Below are 13,377 nucleotides of genomic sequence, written 5' to 3'. Positions count from 1 at the left end.
GTGTTACCGCAGCGGGAGCGCCCGTTGACGTTTGTTGTATTTGCACATTTTTTTAGTTGCAAGGGGTGATAGAGGAGGGCAGAGAGCATAGAATACCTGTTACATAATGACAATAACAGGTAATAACCATGTCCAACTCCACCCTCCTGGCAGACGAAACGGACGAACCGGCACTAACCGAAGCGTCGGCCCCGGGACGCTGGTTGTCCGACGACGCGATCGCCCGTATCCGCTGCGTCGACCATTTCCGCAATAGCGAGTATGCCGGGCTCGACTTGAACGCCGTCATCGATTCCTATGTCCACAATTTTGTCGAGCCGCTGCTGCGCGTGCAGCCGGAGCCGGCAGTCGTCGCGGACATCGGTGCCGGCTACGGCTGGCTGGCCTGCGCGTTCGCACTCCGTACCAAGGCCCGCGTGGTGGTGGTGGAATACGGCGAAGCGCGGCTCGAGGCGGCGCGTAGAATTGCCGGGATCCTCGGCGTCGCCGAGCGCATGGAGTGGATCAATGCCTCCATCGCCAGCCTGCCCATTCCCGACCGGTCGGTCGATGCTGCCTATTGCATCGAGGTGATCGAGCATACCGGCATCGATCCGGCCTATCTTCGCGAACTCGCACGCATCACGCGCGACGTGCTGGTGATTACCTCGCCGAACAAGCTGTTTCCGGTCATCGGGCATGATACCGAACTGCCGTTCTGCCACTGGTTGCCGCTGTCTGCGCGCGACGTTTACGCACGGCTGTTCCGGCGCGCCCACATGCAGGACAATAACCTGTTCTGGACGCCGGGTCGCGTATTCGCCGCACTCCACGATTTCCGCCGTACCTCGTCATTCCTGCAGTTCGAAGACTATGCGCACTACCGCACGGCGCAGCCCCACATCGGAGGGCGGGGCGGCCTGTTGGGGCTGTGCAAGCGCATCTACTTCAAGGCAGTGGCGGCGCTGGGGCCGTACGGCATCTATGTGTCGCCCAACATCGCGTCGACCTACCGCCGCAGCGGCGATTGATGCCCTATTGAGGCTGGCTTACTGCCCCACATTCACGTAGCGCGCGTGGATCTCGTCGATCCCTTTCAGCACGTGCGCTGGCAGTGCCAAGTCCGCTGCATCGATGTTCTCCTTCAACTGCGCGAGCGTGGTCGCGCCGATGATGGTCGACGCCACGAACCAGCGCGAATAGCACCACGCCAGGGCCATCTGGGCAGGCGACATGCCGTTCGCGCGCGCCAGCGCCGCATATTCGGCAGTGGCCGCCAGCACGGCGGGGCGCACATAACGCGGGCTCCAACCCTTCGGGAAGACGGTCAGGCGGCCCTGCGCGTTCGGATCGTCGAGATACTTGGCCGTCAGCTGGCCGAAGGCCAGCGGGCTGTAGGCCAGCAGGCTCACGCCTTCGCGGTAGCAGGCCTCGTCCATCAGGCTGGTCTCGAAGTAGCGCGCGGTGAGGTTGTACAGGTTCTGCACCGTGGCGATGCGTGGCAGGCCGCGCTGCTCCGAGCGCTTGATGTACTGGCACACGCCCCAGGTGCTTTCGTTCGATACGCCGATGTGGCGGATCGTTCCCGCCCGCACCATGTCGTCCAGCGCCTCGAGCGTTTCATGGATTGGCACTGCCGGCCGTTCGCCTTCCGGATCGAAGCTGTTGGCGCCGAAGATCGGCAGGTTCCGACTCGGCCAGTGGATCTGGTACAGGTCGATGTGGTCGGTGTGCAGGCGGCGCAGGCTGTCCTCGACGGCGGCGCGGATGTTGGTCGCGTCGAGGTTGTGGTTGGCGCCGCGGATCCAGGGCATCATCTTGTTCGGCCCCGCGACCTTGGTGGCCAGCACCACGTCGGCACGGCGGCCCGTTTTCTTGAGCCAGCTGCCGATGTAGCGCTCGGTCAGGCCTTGCGTGTCGCGCCGCGCCATCACCGGATACATCTCGGCGGTATCGATGAAGTTGATGCCGCGCTCGAGCGCGTAGTCGAGCTGGCTGTGCGCCTCGGCCTCGGTGTTCTGCTCGCCGAAGGTCATGGTGCCGAGGCACACCTTCGATACCATCAGATCGGTTTGTCCCAGCTGCCTGCGTTCCATGATTCCTCCCGCGTTACCTGGCCTGGCGCAGCGCGGCGGCGGTGTCGCGCACCAGCGCCGGGCCGGCGTAGATCAGCCCACTATACAGCTGCACCAGCTGCGCGCCGGCCGTGATCTTGGCGCGCGCGTCCTCGCCGCGCATGATGCCGCCCACGCCGATGATGGGCAGGGCGTCGCCCAGCTCGGCCTTGAGCAGGCGGATCACCGTGTTCGACAGTTCGAACACCGGCGCGCCCGACAGGCCGCCGGCTTCCTCGCCATGCTGCATGCCCTGCACGGCGCTGCGGCTGAGCGTGGTGTTGGTGGCGATGACGCCGTCGATCTTGTGGCGCAGCAGCGCGCCCGCGATGTTGCGCACCTGGTCGCCGTCGATGTCGGGGGCGATCTTCAGCGCCACCGGCACGTAGCGCTTGTGCTGGTCGGCCAGACGCAGCTGCTCTTCTTTCAGCTGCGCCAGCAGGGCGTCGAGCTCGGACTCGCCTTGGAGCTGGCGCAGGTTCTTGGTGTTCGGCGAGGAGATGTTGACCGTCACGTAGCTGGCGTAGGGGTAGACCTTGCGCAGGCAGTGCAGGTAATCGTCGGCGGCGCGCTCGATCGGGGTGTCGGCGTTCTTGCCGATGTTCAGGCCGAGCACGCCCTGCTTGTCCTGATAGAAGCGTGAGGCCTGCACGTTGGCCACGAAGGCATCCACGCCGCCGTTGTTGAAGCCCATGCGGTTGATGATGCCCTGCGCCTGCGGCAGGCGGAAGATGCGCGGCTTCGGGTTGCCGCCCTGGGGGCGCGGCGTCACGGTGCCGATCTCGATCGAGCCGAAGCCGAGCGCGGCCAGCCCATCGATGTAGGCGCCGTCCTTGTCCAGGCCGGCGGCCAGGCCGACCGGATTCGGGAAGGTGATGCCCATGACCGTGCGCGGGTCCGGCGCCGGGCGGCCCGATAGCCTGGTGAGGCCGAGCGCGGCGGCGCGGCGCAGCAGCGGCAGGGTCAGGTTGTGGGCTTGCTCGGCGTCGAGCGAGAACAGCAGCGGGCGGGCGAGGGAGTACAGGAGCTTGTCGGACATGGGGGACTCATCGTGAATGACTGCCGCCATTTTACAGCGCCAGCGACGACTCATTCCCTATCGGGATAGGTTCTTAGCGTTCTGCGTTCATGTGGCGCGCATGGATCTCGTCCATCCTTTTGACGACGTCCTCTGACAGTACCAGGTCGGCCGCATCGATGATCTCCTTCAGCGGCGCGAGACTGGCGGCCCCGATGACGGTCGACCCGATCAGATCAGGGTTCCGCACGATACTCGTCATTGTAACTGTCCAGAATACAGTGACGGATGTCAAACTATCTCAACCAAGCTGATGTTGCCAAAGTCTATTCTCCAAAGTCGCAGTAGGCTACGTAGGGAGAAATACCGTAGCGGTATCGATTTCATGGCGGAGTCGTACTCGCTCACGATTGTGAACCTTGCCTGCGCATCCACTGCCACGGTAGTTCCTCCCTCACCGAATACGGCAGTGCGACCAACGTTCGCGACTATTGGAGGAATGACATGTCTCACCACCGGAACGGCATTGGGTTGATGTTGCTCATCGCGGCAGTTGTGCTGCAAGTCGGATGCGATCGCCGCGCCGACAATCAAGCTCCGACAGTGGTGTTCTCGGCATCACAGGAATCGGCTGAGCAGATTACAAGCTATGCATTTTCCTCCAAGGGAAGCGTCGATAGCGACGGAACGATCGTTTCGTACGCTTGGGATTTCGGAGATGGCACCCGCAGTGTTGAATCGTCACCAGTGCATACCTACGGTACTTCGGGTTCGTTCGTGGTGAAGCTGACACTGACTGACAACGATGGGGCGACAGCATCGGCGACGCGCACTGTCAACATCAGAACACCGGCAGTGTCGGTGGCTGTGGGCACTGCTGCGGCTACCCTGACGCTGGCTCAAGTCGCAACTGTTGAGGTGCCGGAAGCAACGTTCCCGGGACCTACGCGTATTGGAGTTTGGGCTACCGAGAATTCGGTAACTGCCGCCGAGTTCGAGTTGACTGCTCAGATGTTTACTGCACCCCTTAGGGCGAAACAAGAGATCCGGGTCAATACTGGTCAGTTAAAACCGCTGAAAACACTGACGGTCATAGCGAACCTTGATCCCGAACTGGCGGCCCGCATGCAGGAAAACGATGAAGCGCAGGTTTTCGTTCAAATATTCCAGGACGGTGGAGAGGAAGTACTGGACAGTTTCGAGCTGGCCTCATCCGCATACGATGCCGGCAACAAAACGTTGCGCTTCGCTCTCGATCCCGACATGTTCACGAACCGCCGCAATGTCGATGAGACGTGGGAGGCAGTCATCGTGGTCGGGTCTACACGCACGAAGCCGACCTCACCTGTAAGGACTATGGCACCGAGCAGTGCACTGGGAAAGTCGGGAGAGGCTGAGGCAGCCCGCCCTTGGCCTCGCTTCGCCATTCCCGGGTCACTCGATTTTTCAGCGCCCGCGGACACGGTGCGTTTGGCCGCATCCGCAGTATCCGAGTGCGAAGGGGCTAATCTTCAGGCCCCGCTTGCCAGTCTGACCGTGACTGGTGCATATAACCCTCCAAAAAAACATTATGGCGTCGACTACCGCGCGGCAGACGGTACTAAGGTTCTTTCGATGGCGGACGGCAAAGTATTCAAGGTCGGCTTTGACGAGCGCCCGCTCCCAAAACCCGATCCACGTAGTGGGAAGAAGGTGAAGGGCTGGGGAAATTACGTAGTGATCGAGCACGAGGATGGCAGTAAGTCGCTGTATGCCCATTTGCAGACGGGAGACATCAAGGTGTCGGTGGGCGACACGGTTATCGCAGGGGAAGCGATTGCCTTATCTGATAACTCTGGAGGCTCACAGGCCTCGCACTTGCACGTGGAATACGCTCCGAGTGGGGAAATTTTCAGGAAGGGGAGCAAAGTCGATCCGCATGCATGTATCGGACAAAATATTGATGGAAATGTCCAGGTCCGGGATAACGGTACCCTGACGGACGATGCCTTCTCTGTTTCCATCAACGGGAAACAAATATGCGTCACAGCCATTGGTGGCGCGAACCGCTGTTCAATCGGCGCTCTCCGATCCGGAACAGCGAGCCTTTCGATTACTGCAACCGTTGCTCCGGATGATGTCGGCACATACGAAATCACGCTGAGTGGCGGCCTCACTTTTCAGGACGGGGGATCAATGGTGTCGGGAACGATCAGGCAGGGGGCCTCGGCGACGTTTGTCATCAGAGTTCCCTGAACTCTTACGTCTTGTTCAGGCCGGCGGCCAGGCCGACCGGGTTTGGGAAGATGATGCCCACGACCGTGCGCGAGTCTGGCTCGGCGGCGCGGCAGCGGCATGGTCAGGTCGTGGGCTTGCTCGGCGTCGAGCGAGAACAGCAGCAGGCGAACGAGGGAATGCAGGAGAACTTGTCGGACCTGGGGGACTCATCGTAAGTGACTCCCGTCATTTCACAGCGCCGGCAACGAATCATTCCCTACTGGGATAGGTCCTCAGCGTTCCAGCACGCCCCATACGCCGCCGATGCGCGCTTCGAGCGGACGGAAGTTGATCTTGTAGGCCATCTTCGGACTTTGCTCGATCCAGTAGCCCAGGTAGACATACTGGAGGCCGAGTTCGCGCGCCTGGTTGACCTGCCACATGACGTTGTAGGTGCCGAAGGACGCGCCCTGCACGTCCGGGTCAAAGAAGGTATACACGGACGACAGGCCGTCGGACAGTACGTCGATGATCGACACCATGCGCAACTGGCCGTCGGGTTCGCGGAACTCGACCAGCCGGGTGTTCACCCGGCTCTGCAGCAGGAACTGGGCGTACTGGTCGCGGCTGTCCTGGTCCATGCCGCCGCCGACGTGGCGGGTGGTCTGGTAGCGCAGGTAGAGCGCGTAGTGCTCGTCCGAGAACGCCAGGTTGGCCACCATCGCGACCAGGTCGCCGTGGCGTTTCCAGGCGCGGCGCTGGGTGCGGTTGGGCGTGAAATCCTCGCACTTGACGCGCACCGGGATGCAGGCCTGGCAGCCGTCGCAGTAGGGGCGGTAGGTGAAGATGCCGCTGCGGCGGAATCCGTTGCGCACCAGTTCGGAATAGACGTCGGCATTGATCAGGTGCGAAGGCGTGGCGACTTGCGAACGGGCCTGGCGCGCGTCGAGATAACTGCAGGGATAAGGCGCCGTCGTGTAGAACTGCAGCGTTGCGAAAGGCAGGTCATTTAGGTGCGTCATGCAAAAAGCTCTCGAGACGACGTGATGATCCTATTTTAACGAAATCAGGCCGGTGTCACTGTTAGGCAGCCAACGGTGCCGCCTTCAGGACCCGGCGCCCAGGGAAGTACTGATTTATTCTGGCGAGCAGGAATCGAACACGAAAAATGTGTCCGGCAAGGCGTAAACCGCAGCGATACCGCGTGGTATCGCGAGGATTTACAACGCTGCAGGGCGCATTTTCTCGTGGTCGAGGCCGCCGCCATGAATAAATCAGTGCTTCCCTAGAGGTGGCACAATCTCCCAGCGGGTGATGGCCGGCTCGCGGATGGCCTGACGCAGGTGCGCCAGGAACGCGCTGCGCGGAATCGGCGCGGCGCCCAGCGACGCCAGGTGGCCGGTCTCCTGCTGGCAGTCGATCATCGCGACGCCCTGGCTGCGCAGGAAGGCCACCAGGTAGGCCAGGGCCACCTTGGACGCGTCCGACACCCGGGCGAACATCGATTCTCCATAGAACATGCGGCCGATGCAGACGCCGTAGGCGCCGCCGACCAGCTCGCCTTCGTAGCGGACCTCGGACGAATGGGCATAGCCCATGGCATGCAGGCCGGTATAGCCGTCGATGATGTCTTCCGAAATCCAGGTGCCCGGCCCGTCCTTGCGCGGGGCGGCGCAGGCGCGCATCACGTCTTCGAAGGCGGTGTCGAAGCGCACGTCCCAGGGCCCGCCCGCGAGCCGGCTGCGCTCGACGCGCTTCAAGGTTTTCTTCAGGCTGTCGCTGAGCTTGAAGCGCTCGGTACGCAGCACCATGCGCGGGTCGGTGCTCCACCACAGGATGGGCTGGCCTTCCGAGAACCACGGGAAGATGCCGTTCTGGTAGGCCAGCAGGAGGCGCTGCGGCGAGAGGTCGGCGCCGGCCGCGAGCAGGCCGGGGGCGTCGATCGTCAGCGCCTCGGACACGTCGGGAAACGGCGATGTCGGCTCGAGCCAGGGAATCATGGCGTTCTGCGGTCAGTCGGGTTCGCGGGGAGCCAGCATCGGGCGCACGATATCCCGGCTATGAAAACCGTAGCTGCCACCCTCGCGCACTTTGACGCGGTCGGCAAAGAAGAGTTCCAGCGTGCTGCGTACCGTCGGGAACGCCAGCTCGTCCCAGGGGATGTCGTCCTGGGTGAACAACTGCACTTCCAGGCTTTCCTCGCCCGGCGCGAAGTCGAGATTGCGCAGGCGCGCCAGATAGAACAGGTGCACCTGGTGCACGTGGGCGACGTTGAGCAGGGTGAACAGCTTGCCGAGTTCGACGTCGGCGCCGGCTTCCTCTTCGGTCTCGCGCACGGCGGCCTGCTCGGTGGTTTCCTCGTTCTCCATGAAGCCGGCCGGCAAGGTCCAGTAGCCGTAGCGCGGTTCGATCGCGCGCTTGCACAGCAGGATCTGTAGCTTGCCGTCCTGTTCCCAGACGGGAATCGAACCGATGACCAGCTTGGGATTCTGATAGTGGATCGTGTGGCAGTGGGGACAGACGTAGCGCGGCCGGTTGTCGCCCTCGGGAACGGCCAGGGCGACAGGATGGGCGCACTCGGAACAGAATTTCATAGGTCAGCGGCAGGTTGAGATGTGCTTACTTTACACTGAATTGCCGGCCCTGGGCCGCTGCCGGCGTGTGCGGAAGTGCGCATGGGCGAGCGCGGCCGTGCTGCAATCGCACACCGGGGACGGATTGCATTTGCCTAAAAGACCGTTTCGGCGTATAATTCATTTCATCAGACGCGGGGTGGAGCAGTCTGGCAGCTCGTCGGGCTCATAACCCGAAGGTCACAGGTTCAAATCCTGTCCCCGCAACCAGAATTCGAAGCCGTTGATTCGCAAGGATCAACGGCTTTTTCGTTTTCCCCCTCAAGCCGCTCCAGACCAGACTCATGTCAAACCGGGCGCAAGCGTCCGGAATGTTGTCGAGCCTGTCTTGTCCAACAGGCGAGTCAGCCGGCGCCGGCACTCGGCGCGGGCCTGCGAACCAATGGGGCAGACCACATGATCAACGTAGACGACATCAACGACGCCTGGGGCTGGGTCGGCTTGACCGCTGTCGAGGTCCTTGGGTCCAATGCATTCGGCAACCTCATCATCCGCGACGACGAAGGGCGCTACTGGCGCTTGCGCCCGCAAGACCTGTGCTGCGAGCCGGTCGCCGACAGCCGCGCCGCGCTCGATGCGCTGGCCTACAACCAGGATTTCCTGAACGACTGGTACATGCCGGAAGTCGTGCACCTGGCGGAATCCACGCTCGGCCCCCTGGTCGAGGGCCGCAAGTACTGCCTCAAGATTCCGAGCGCACTCGGCGGCCACTATGGGCGCGACAACCTGGCCACGGTGCCCTTGCCGGAACTGATCCGGTTTTCGGGGGAGAGCGCGCAGCAGTTCGACGACTTGCCGCGCTGGAATTGAACTGCCTTCCTATTCGGCGCTAGCGCCGAGGCTGGCCCATAGGTAGGCCGCCGCCATCGTGCGGTGCGGCGCATAGCGCTCGAGCAGGCGCTGCGTGGTCGGGATGTCCGGACGGGCGTCTCCTCCCAGCAGGCGGTGGAAGGCGGTGCGGACCGCCACGTCGCCTTCCAGCGAGCAGTCCGGGTAGCCATACCCGCGCAGCAACGCATAGTTGACGGTCCACGGCCCGATGCCTTTGATGGCCAACAATTCCTGCACGACCGCATCGACCGGGCGTCCACGGTCGAGCACGAGCCGGCCGTCGACGACGAGCCGGGCCAGGCGCAGCAGGGTCTCGGCTTTCGAACGCGAGAACTTGCGGCTGGTCAGCTCCTCGAGATCGAGACGCGCGAGGTCGGCCGCTTCGGGGTAGCACCACAACCCGCTCGCATGGACCCGGCCCGCGCGCTGGATCAAGGTACGGCGCAGCGAGATGGCGAACGGCAGGTTGATCTGCTGACCGATGACGGCCCAGGTCAGGGCTTCGAACACGGTGGCCGACTGCACGATGCGCAGGCCCGGCTGGCGCGCCACGACCGGGCCCAGCGCTGGGTCCTCACGCACGAACTCGGCGAAGGCGGCCGGGTCGATGCGCAGGCCGAGGATATTGAGCAGCGCCTCGCGCGCCTGTGCCAGCAGTGTTGGCGTCACATCGCCATCGGCATCGACGCAGCAGCGGGCCATCCCGCGACCGAAGCGCACTTCCAGCACCACGGGCGTGCCATCGAACAGCACGCCCTTGCGCAGGCCGTCCGGGCTTGCCTGCTCGGCGATGCCTTCCGCATCGCGGCCGTGGAAGGCCAGCACGTCCTCGGTGCGGTAGCCGGCCGGCAGGTCGAGCGCGATCTCGGTGCGCATCGCGATGTCCCTACTTGGCCCGCGCGGCGGGTGCGCGCAGGAAGGAGGGCACGAAACCGGTCACCAGCGCCGTGCCCACCAGTACGATGCCGGAGCCGAGCAGCGTGTGCCAGCCGATCACCTCGTGCAGGAAGATCGCTCCCCACAGGATGCCGAACATCGGGTTCAGGAAGGTCACCGTCAGCGCCGAGGTGGTGCCGACTTCCTCGATCAGCTTGAAGTAGAGGATGTAGGCGATGCCGCTGCAGACCACGCCGAGCGCGAGCACCGCGGCCCAGATGCCGGCCGAGGGTATGCCCGGCGACGGGAAAAACGCAAGCGCGGGAATCACGAACAGGGTCGCGGCCCACATCGAGCCGTGCGCGTTGGCGAAGGGCGGCACCGCCTTGGCCGACTTGGCGTACTGGCTGGCGATGCTGTAGCAGAAGGCCGCCACCAGCGCGGCCGCGATCGCGACCGCGGCGCCCGGGCGCTCCGACACATGGTCGAAACCGACCAGCAGGGCCACGCCGAGCGTACCCAGCACCAGGCCGAGACCGGTGCGCGCCGATACTCCCTGGCGCGCCCATACGGCGCCGACCAGTGCGCCGAACATCGGTGCGGTGGCGTTCAGCACCGACAGCACCGATGCCGACAGCGTGCGCGCGGCGAAGGCGAACAGCAGGAAGGGCAGGGCCGAGTTGAAGAAGCCCAGCATCAGGTAGTGCTTCCAGTGCTGGCGCAGGTCGAGCGGGGTGCCCTTGCCGCGCCGGCGCATCACCCAGGCCACCCCTAGCAGGAACAGGGCCGCGAACAGCACCCGGTATTCGATCAGCACGGCCGGGCCGAGGACGGGCGCGGCGATGCGCATGAAGAGGAAGGAGCCGCCCCAGATGGCGGCCAGCGCCACCAGGCGCAGCATGTTTACGGTATTCATCGGGACGGGCGGGACAAAGGATCGAGTGTGGCGGCGGGGCGCACGCCGCGCCATCCGCTTCTTGCTGTGGAATGCGGGACGGGCGGCCTCACGCGGCTGCGCTGCGAAGCACGGTGCAGGGCGCGCTGCCGGCCGGCTGGAGCGCCGCCGTCGCAGTGGCGTGCGGCACCAGGAGGGCGGCCGGTACGCCGTTCTTCACGGCGGTCATTTCGGCCATGATCGAGACCGCGATTTCGCTCGGGGTCTTGCTGCCGATGTAAATGCCGATCGGGCCGTGCAGGCGCGCCAGCTGGGCCTCGCCGAGGTCGAACAGTTTCAGGCGCTCGCGGCGCTTGTCGTTGTTCAGGCGCGAGCCGATCGCGCCGACATAGAAGGCCTCGGACTTGAGCGCCTCCATCAGGGCCAGGTCGTCCAGCTTGGGGTCGTGGGTGAGGGCGACGACCGCGCTGCGCGCATCCAGGCGCGCCTCGATCACCAGGTCGTCGGGCATGGCATGCACCAGTTCCACGCCGGGCAAGTTCCAGCCGCTGCGGTATTCCTCGCGCGGGTCGCACACGACCACGCGGTAGTCCATGCCGCTGGCGATCTGCGCCAGGAAGCGCGACAGCGGGCCGGCGCCGATGATGTACAGGCGCCAGCGCGGGCCGTGGATGGTGGCCAGCACGCCGTCCTCCACGCGCAGGATGGCGCCGGCCTCGGCGCGCGCCAGGGTGACGGCGCCGCTCGCCAGTAGCACGCGGCGTTCGACCAGCTCGCCTTCGCCGAGCCGCGCCAGCAGTTCGGGGATGCGGCTGGCGTGGGACAGCGGCTCGATGGCCAGTTCGATGGTGCCGCCGCAGGGCAGGCCGAAGCGGTGCGCCTCGTCGGCGCTGATGCCGTAGCTGACGATCTCGGGACGCGCCAGCTCGATGCCGTTGCGGCGCACCTTCTCGATCAGGTCGTCCTCGATGCAGCCGCCCGAGACCGAGCCGACCACGCTGCCGTCGTCGCAGATGCCGAGCATGGCGCCGATCGGGCGCGGGCTCGAGCCCCAGGTCTTGATGACCGTGACCAGCTGGCAGCGGCGGCCGTCAGCGAGCCAGGCGTCACAGGTCTTCAATACGTCGAGGTCGATGCTGTCCATGTTGCCTGCCGCGTGGGAATGAAAGAAGAACAATGATACAAAAATCGCGGCAGGTTTGCCGGATGGCGAAAACGCGCGCGGACGCCCCAGGCGTCCGCGCGCAATGGCAAAAGCCGGCCAGGTTCAGGGCGTCAGCGGTTTGCCTGCCGCCTTCTTCGCCTTGACCTCGGCCACCGCCTTGTCGATCGCGGCCGTGCGCTGCGCCAGCGCCGGGTGATTGGCGGTGTGGCCGTTCATGACCGTCGCCGGATAGGTCTCCGCGAAGCGCTTCCAGAACCCGGAGATGCCCTCGACACGGTAGTCGGCGCGCGCCAGCAGGTAGACCGCCAGACGGTCGGCCGCGCTGTCGAGCGTGGCCGGCATGGCCTTGATGCCGCCGCTGCCGATCAGCATCGAGGTGTCCGGTGCGATCCGGGTGAGGTTGTCGATGATGCTGCCGATGGTGGCGGCATTGCGCTGGCTGGCCGCATGGTTGAGCATGTTGTGCGCCATCGTGTGCGCCACCACGTAGGCCAGCTCGTCGTCGTTCTGCACGAAGCCCATCATGCCGCGCGTGACCATCACGCGCTGGCCGTCGGCATAGGCGTTGACGTTGTCGGCGTTGCCCAGTTCGATGCCGAAGGCGCAGGCGCGGGTCACGGGAACCGTCACGTCGCGCTGCGAACCGCGGCGCTCGATGGTCAGCGGCAGGCTGGCCTGCTTCGCGACGATCGGGCCGAACACGGCGCCGGCCTGCGACAGCGCGTTCGGGCCGGTGGGCAAGGGCTTGCCGCCGGCGGCCACCAGCTCGTCGCCGTTGCGCAGGCCGGCCTTGGCGGCGCCGCTGCCGGCCAGCACATTGGTCACCTGCAGGCGTTCGCCCATGCCGAGCACGGCGTGCGCGGCGTCGTTGTAGCTGCCGGGGTAGGTGTAGCGGTTCTTGGCGGTGAAACCGAGCAGGTTGCGCGCATGGCGCGTGCACAGCTCGGCATTGTCGATGAGGAGAGGCGCGGCCACCTTGTACAGGCGGTCCTGCAGGTTCGCCATCCTGGTCAAGGTCTCGGCTGCCGCCGCCATCTCCGGTGTCACTTGCGGCGTCTCCGGTGCCGCCTGCCCCGGCGGGAGCGGCTGGCCCGGCTGCATCGGCGCCTGCGTGGCGCAGGCCGAGAGCAATACTGCGGCGGCGATTCCCAGCGCAGTCTGGCGCAAACGATTATTGCGGAACATGGTCCTCCTTATCGAATCTTCTTTGTTATTGTTTGCCGGTGCTGCCGAACCCTCCGGCGCCCCGTTCGCTCGATGCGAACTCTTCCACCACGTTGAAGCCCACCTGCAGCACGGGCACGATCACCAACTGGGCCAGCCGGTCGAGCGGCTGCAGCGTGAAGCTCGCGTGGCCGCGGTTCCAGGTCGACACCATCAGCTGTCCCTGGTAGTCGGAGTCGATCAAGCCTACCAGATTGCCGAGAACGATGCCGTTCTTATGGCCGAGTCCACTGCGCGGCAGGATCATCGCCGCATAGCCCGGGTCGCCGATGTGGATCGCCAGGCCGGTCGGCACCAGGGTCGTCTGGCCCGGCTCGATGACGAGCGGGGCGTCGATGCAGGCGCGCAGGTCCAGGCCCGCGCTGCCGGGCGTGCCGTAGCTGGGGAGCAGCTCCTTCATGCGCGGGTCGAGAATCTTGAGATCGATGTTCTTCATGCTGTTCTGA

At 64.7% G+C, this 13,377-nt stretch carries 14 protein-coding genes and 1 tRNA gene; 4 read left to right on the top strand and 11 right to left on the bottom strand.

All coding sequences use genetic code 11. The features are described 5' to 3' along the window. Positions 1 to 128 precede the first annotated feature (128 nt). Positions 129 to 1,010 (top strand): class I SAM-dependent methyltransferase, encoded by an 882-nt coding sequence (locus MasN3_RS21105; RefSeq protein WP_281909985.1) that lies wholly within the window; start codon positions 129 to 131, stop codon positions 1,008 to 1,010. Between the two features lie 18 nt (positions 1,011 to 1,028). Here the strand turns inward: MasN3_RS21105 and MasN3_RS21100 are convergent, their stop codons facing one another. From MasN3_RS21100 to MasN3_RS21090, 3 genes are all read right to left on the bottom strand, one after another. Further along, entirely contained in the window at positions 1,029 to 2,075 is a 1,047-nt protein-coding gene (locus tag MasN3_RS21100) for an aldo/keto reductase (protein WP_281909983.1), read from the bottom strand. 13 nt (positions 2,076 to 2,088) lie between these two features. Continuing rightward, positions 2,089 to 3,132, bottom strand: a complete 1,044-nt coding sequence (locus MasN3_RS21095) for a quinone-dependent dihydroorotate dehydrogenase (protein ID WP_281909980.1) — start codon at positions 3,130 to 3,132, stop codon at positions 2,089 to 2,091. A 73-nt stretch (positions 3,133 to 3,205) separates the two neighbouring features. Then, entirely contained in the window at positions 3,206 to 3,361 is a 156-nt protein-coding gene (locus tag MasN3_RS21090) for a hypothetical protein (protein ID WP_281909979.1), read from the bottom strand. A gap of 254 nt (positions 3,362 to 3,615) precedes the next feature. On the opposite strand from MasN3_RS21090, the gene MasN3_RS21085 reads away from it, so the two are divergent. Further along, the gene (locus tag MasN3_RS21085) at positions 3,616 to 5,346 is read left to right on the top strand and encodes a peptidoglycan DD-metalloendopeptidase family protein (protein WP_281909978.1); all 1,731 of its coding nucleotides are present in this window, start codon (positions 3,616 to 3,618) and stop codon (positions 5,344 to 5,346) included. A gap of 254 nt (positions 5,347 to 5,600) precedes the next feature. Here the strand turns inward: MasN3_RS21085 and MasN3_RS21075 are convergent, their stop codons facing one another. The 3 genes from MasN3_RS21075 to MasN3_RS21065 form a co-directional block, all read right to left on the bottom strand. After that, positions 5,601 to 6,329 carry an arginyltransferase gene (locus MasN3_RS21075; RefSeq protein ID WP_281909976.1) on the bottom strand — a complete coding sequence of 243 codons (729 nt, stop codon included), beginning with the start codon at positions 6,327 to 6,329 and terminating at the stop codon, positions 5,601 to 5,603. A gap of 252 nt (positions 6,330 to 6,581) precedes the next feature. Next, a complete protein-coding gene (aat, locus tag MasN3_RS21070; protein ID WP_281909975.1) occupies positions 6,582 to 7,307 on the bottom strand; it encodes a leucyl/phenylalanyl-tRNA--protein transferase in 726 nt (241 codons plus the stop codon). Positions 7,308 to 7,319: 12 nt separating this feature from the next. Continuing rightward, positions 7,320 to 7,901: an NUDIX hydrolase gene (locus MasN3_RS21065; RefSeq protein WP_281909973.1), complete on the bottom strand. Its 582-nt coding sequence runs from the start codon at positions 7,899 to 7,901 to the stop codon at positions 7,320 to 7,322. A 172-nt stretch (positions 7,902 to 8,073) separates the two neighbouring features. On the opposite strand from MasN3_RS21065, the gene MasN3_RS21060 reads away from it, so the two are divergent. Next, positions 8,074 to 8,150 (top strand) — tRNA-Met (locus MasN3_RS21060). Positions 8,151 to 8,336: 186 nt separating this feature from the next. Further along, positions 8,337 to 8,750: a T6SS immunity protein Tdi1 domain-containing protein gene (locus MasN3_RS21055; RefSeq protein ID WP_281909970.1), complete on the top strand. Its 414-nt coding sequence runs from the start codon at positions 8,337 to 8,339 to the stop codon at positions 8,748 to 8,750. Positions 8,751 to 8,759: 9 nt separating this feature from the next. On the opposite strand, the gene MasN3_RS21050 is transcribed toward MasN3_RS21055, so the two are convergent. The 5 genes from MasN3_RS21050 to dut form a co-directional block, all read right to left on the bottom strand. Beyond that, a complete protein-coding gene (locus MasN3_RS21050; RefSeq protein WP_281909969.1) occupies positions 8,760 to 9,647 on the bottom strand; it encodes a DNA-3-methyladenine glycosylase family protein in 888 nt (295 codons plus the stop codon). Between the two features lie 10 nt (positions 9,648 to 9,657). Continuing rightward, the gene (locus tag MasN3_RS21045) at positions 9,658 to 10,563 is read right to left on the bottom strand and encodes a DMT family transporter (RefSeq protein ID WP_281909968.1); all 906 of its coding nucleotides are present in this window, start codon (positions 10,561 to 10,563) and stop codon (positions 9,658 to 9,660) included. Positions 10,564 to 10,651: 88 nt separating this feature from the next. After that, on the bottom strand, positions 10,652 to 11,686 hold the full coding sequence (locus MasN3_RS21040; protein ID WP_281909966.1) for an XdhC family protein: 1,035 nt from the start codon (positions 11,684 to 11,686) through the stop codon (positions 10,652 to 10,654). Between the two features lie 123 nt (positions 11,687 to 11,809). Next, the gene (locus MasN3_RS21035) at positions 11,810 to 12,892 is read right to left on the bottom strand and encodes a M48 family metallopeptidase (protein ID WP_281909964.1); all 1,083 of its coding nucleotides are present in this window, start codon (positions 12,890 to 12,892) and stop codon (positions 11,810 to 11,812) included. A gap of 25 nt (positions 12,893 to 12,917) precedes the next feature. Next, complete coding sequence (gene dut, locus MasN3_RS21030) at positions 12,918 to 13,367, bottom strand: dUTP diphosphatase (RefSeq protein WP_027865235.1); 450 nt, start codon at positions 13,365 to 13,367, stop codon at positions 12,918 to 12,920. Between the last annotated feature and the right edge of the window lie 10 nt (positions 13,368 to 13,377).

The organism is Massilia varians (assembly GCF_027923905.1).
Classification (GTDB): Bacteria; Pseudomonadota; Gammaproteobacteria; order Burkholderiales; family Burkholderiaceae_D; genus Telluria; species Telluria varians_B.
The sequence above is the reverse complement of the archived record's forward strand: the minus strand, read 5'-3'. Positions and strand labels throughout refer to the sequence as shown.

Coding starts and splice junctions, on each gene's coding strand:
- MasN3_RS21105 (WP_281909985.1), top strand. CDS start 129: ATGTCCAACTCCACCCTCCTGGCAGACGAAACGGACGAACCGGCACTA.
- MasN3_RS21100 (WP_281909983.1), bottom strand. CDS start 2,075: ATGGAACGCAGGCAGCTGGGACAAACCGATCTGATGGTATCGAAGGTG.
- MasN3_RS21095 (WP_281909980.1), bottom strand. CDS start 3,132: ATGTCCGACAAGCTCCTGTACTCCCTCGCCCGCCCGCTGCTGTTCTCG.
- MasN3_RS21085 (WP_281909978.1), top strand. CDS start 3,616: ATGTCTCACCACCGGAACGGCATTGGGTTGATGTTGCTCATCGCGGCA.
- MasN3_RS21075 (WP_281909976.1), bottom strand. CDS start 6,329: ATGACGCACCTAAATGACCTGCCTTTCGCAACGCTGCAGTTCTACACG.
- aat (WP_281909975.1), bottom strand. CDS start 7,307: ATGATTCCCTGGCTCGAGCCGACATCGCCGTTTCCCGACGTGTCCGAG.
- MasN3_RS21065 (WP_281909973.1), bottom strand. CDS start 7,901: ATGAAATTCTGTTCCGAGTGCGCCCATCCTGTCGCCCTGGCCGTTCCC.
- MasN3_RS21055 (WP_281909970.1), top strand. CDS start 8,337: ATGATCAACGTAGACGACATCAACGACGCCTGGGGCTGGGTCGGCTTG.
- MasN3_RS21050 (WP_281909969.1), bottom strand. CDS start 9,647: ATGCGCACCGAGATCGCGCTCGACCTGCCGGCCGGCTACCGCACCGAG.
- MasN3_RS21045 (WP_281909968.1), bottom strand. CDS start 10,563: ATGAATACCGTAAACATGCTGCGCCTGGTGGCGCTGGCCGCCATCTGG.
- MasN3_RS21040 (WP_281909966.1), bottom strand. CDS start 11,686: ATGGACAGCATCGACCTCGACGTATTGAAGACCTGTGACGCCTGGCTC.
- MasN3_RS21035 (WP_281909964.1), bottom strand. CDS start 12,892: ATGTTCCGCAATAATCGTTTGCGCCAGACTGCGCTGGGAATCGCCGCC.
- dut (WP_027865235.1), bottom strand. CDS start 13,367: ATGAAGAACATCGATCTCAAGATTCTCGACCCGCGCATGAAGGAGCTG.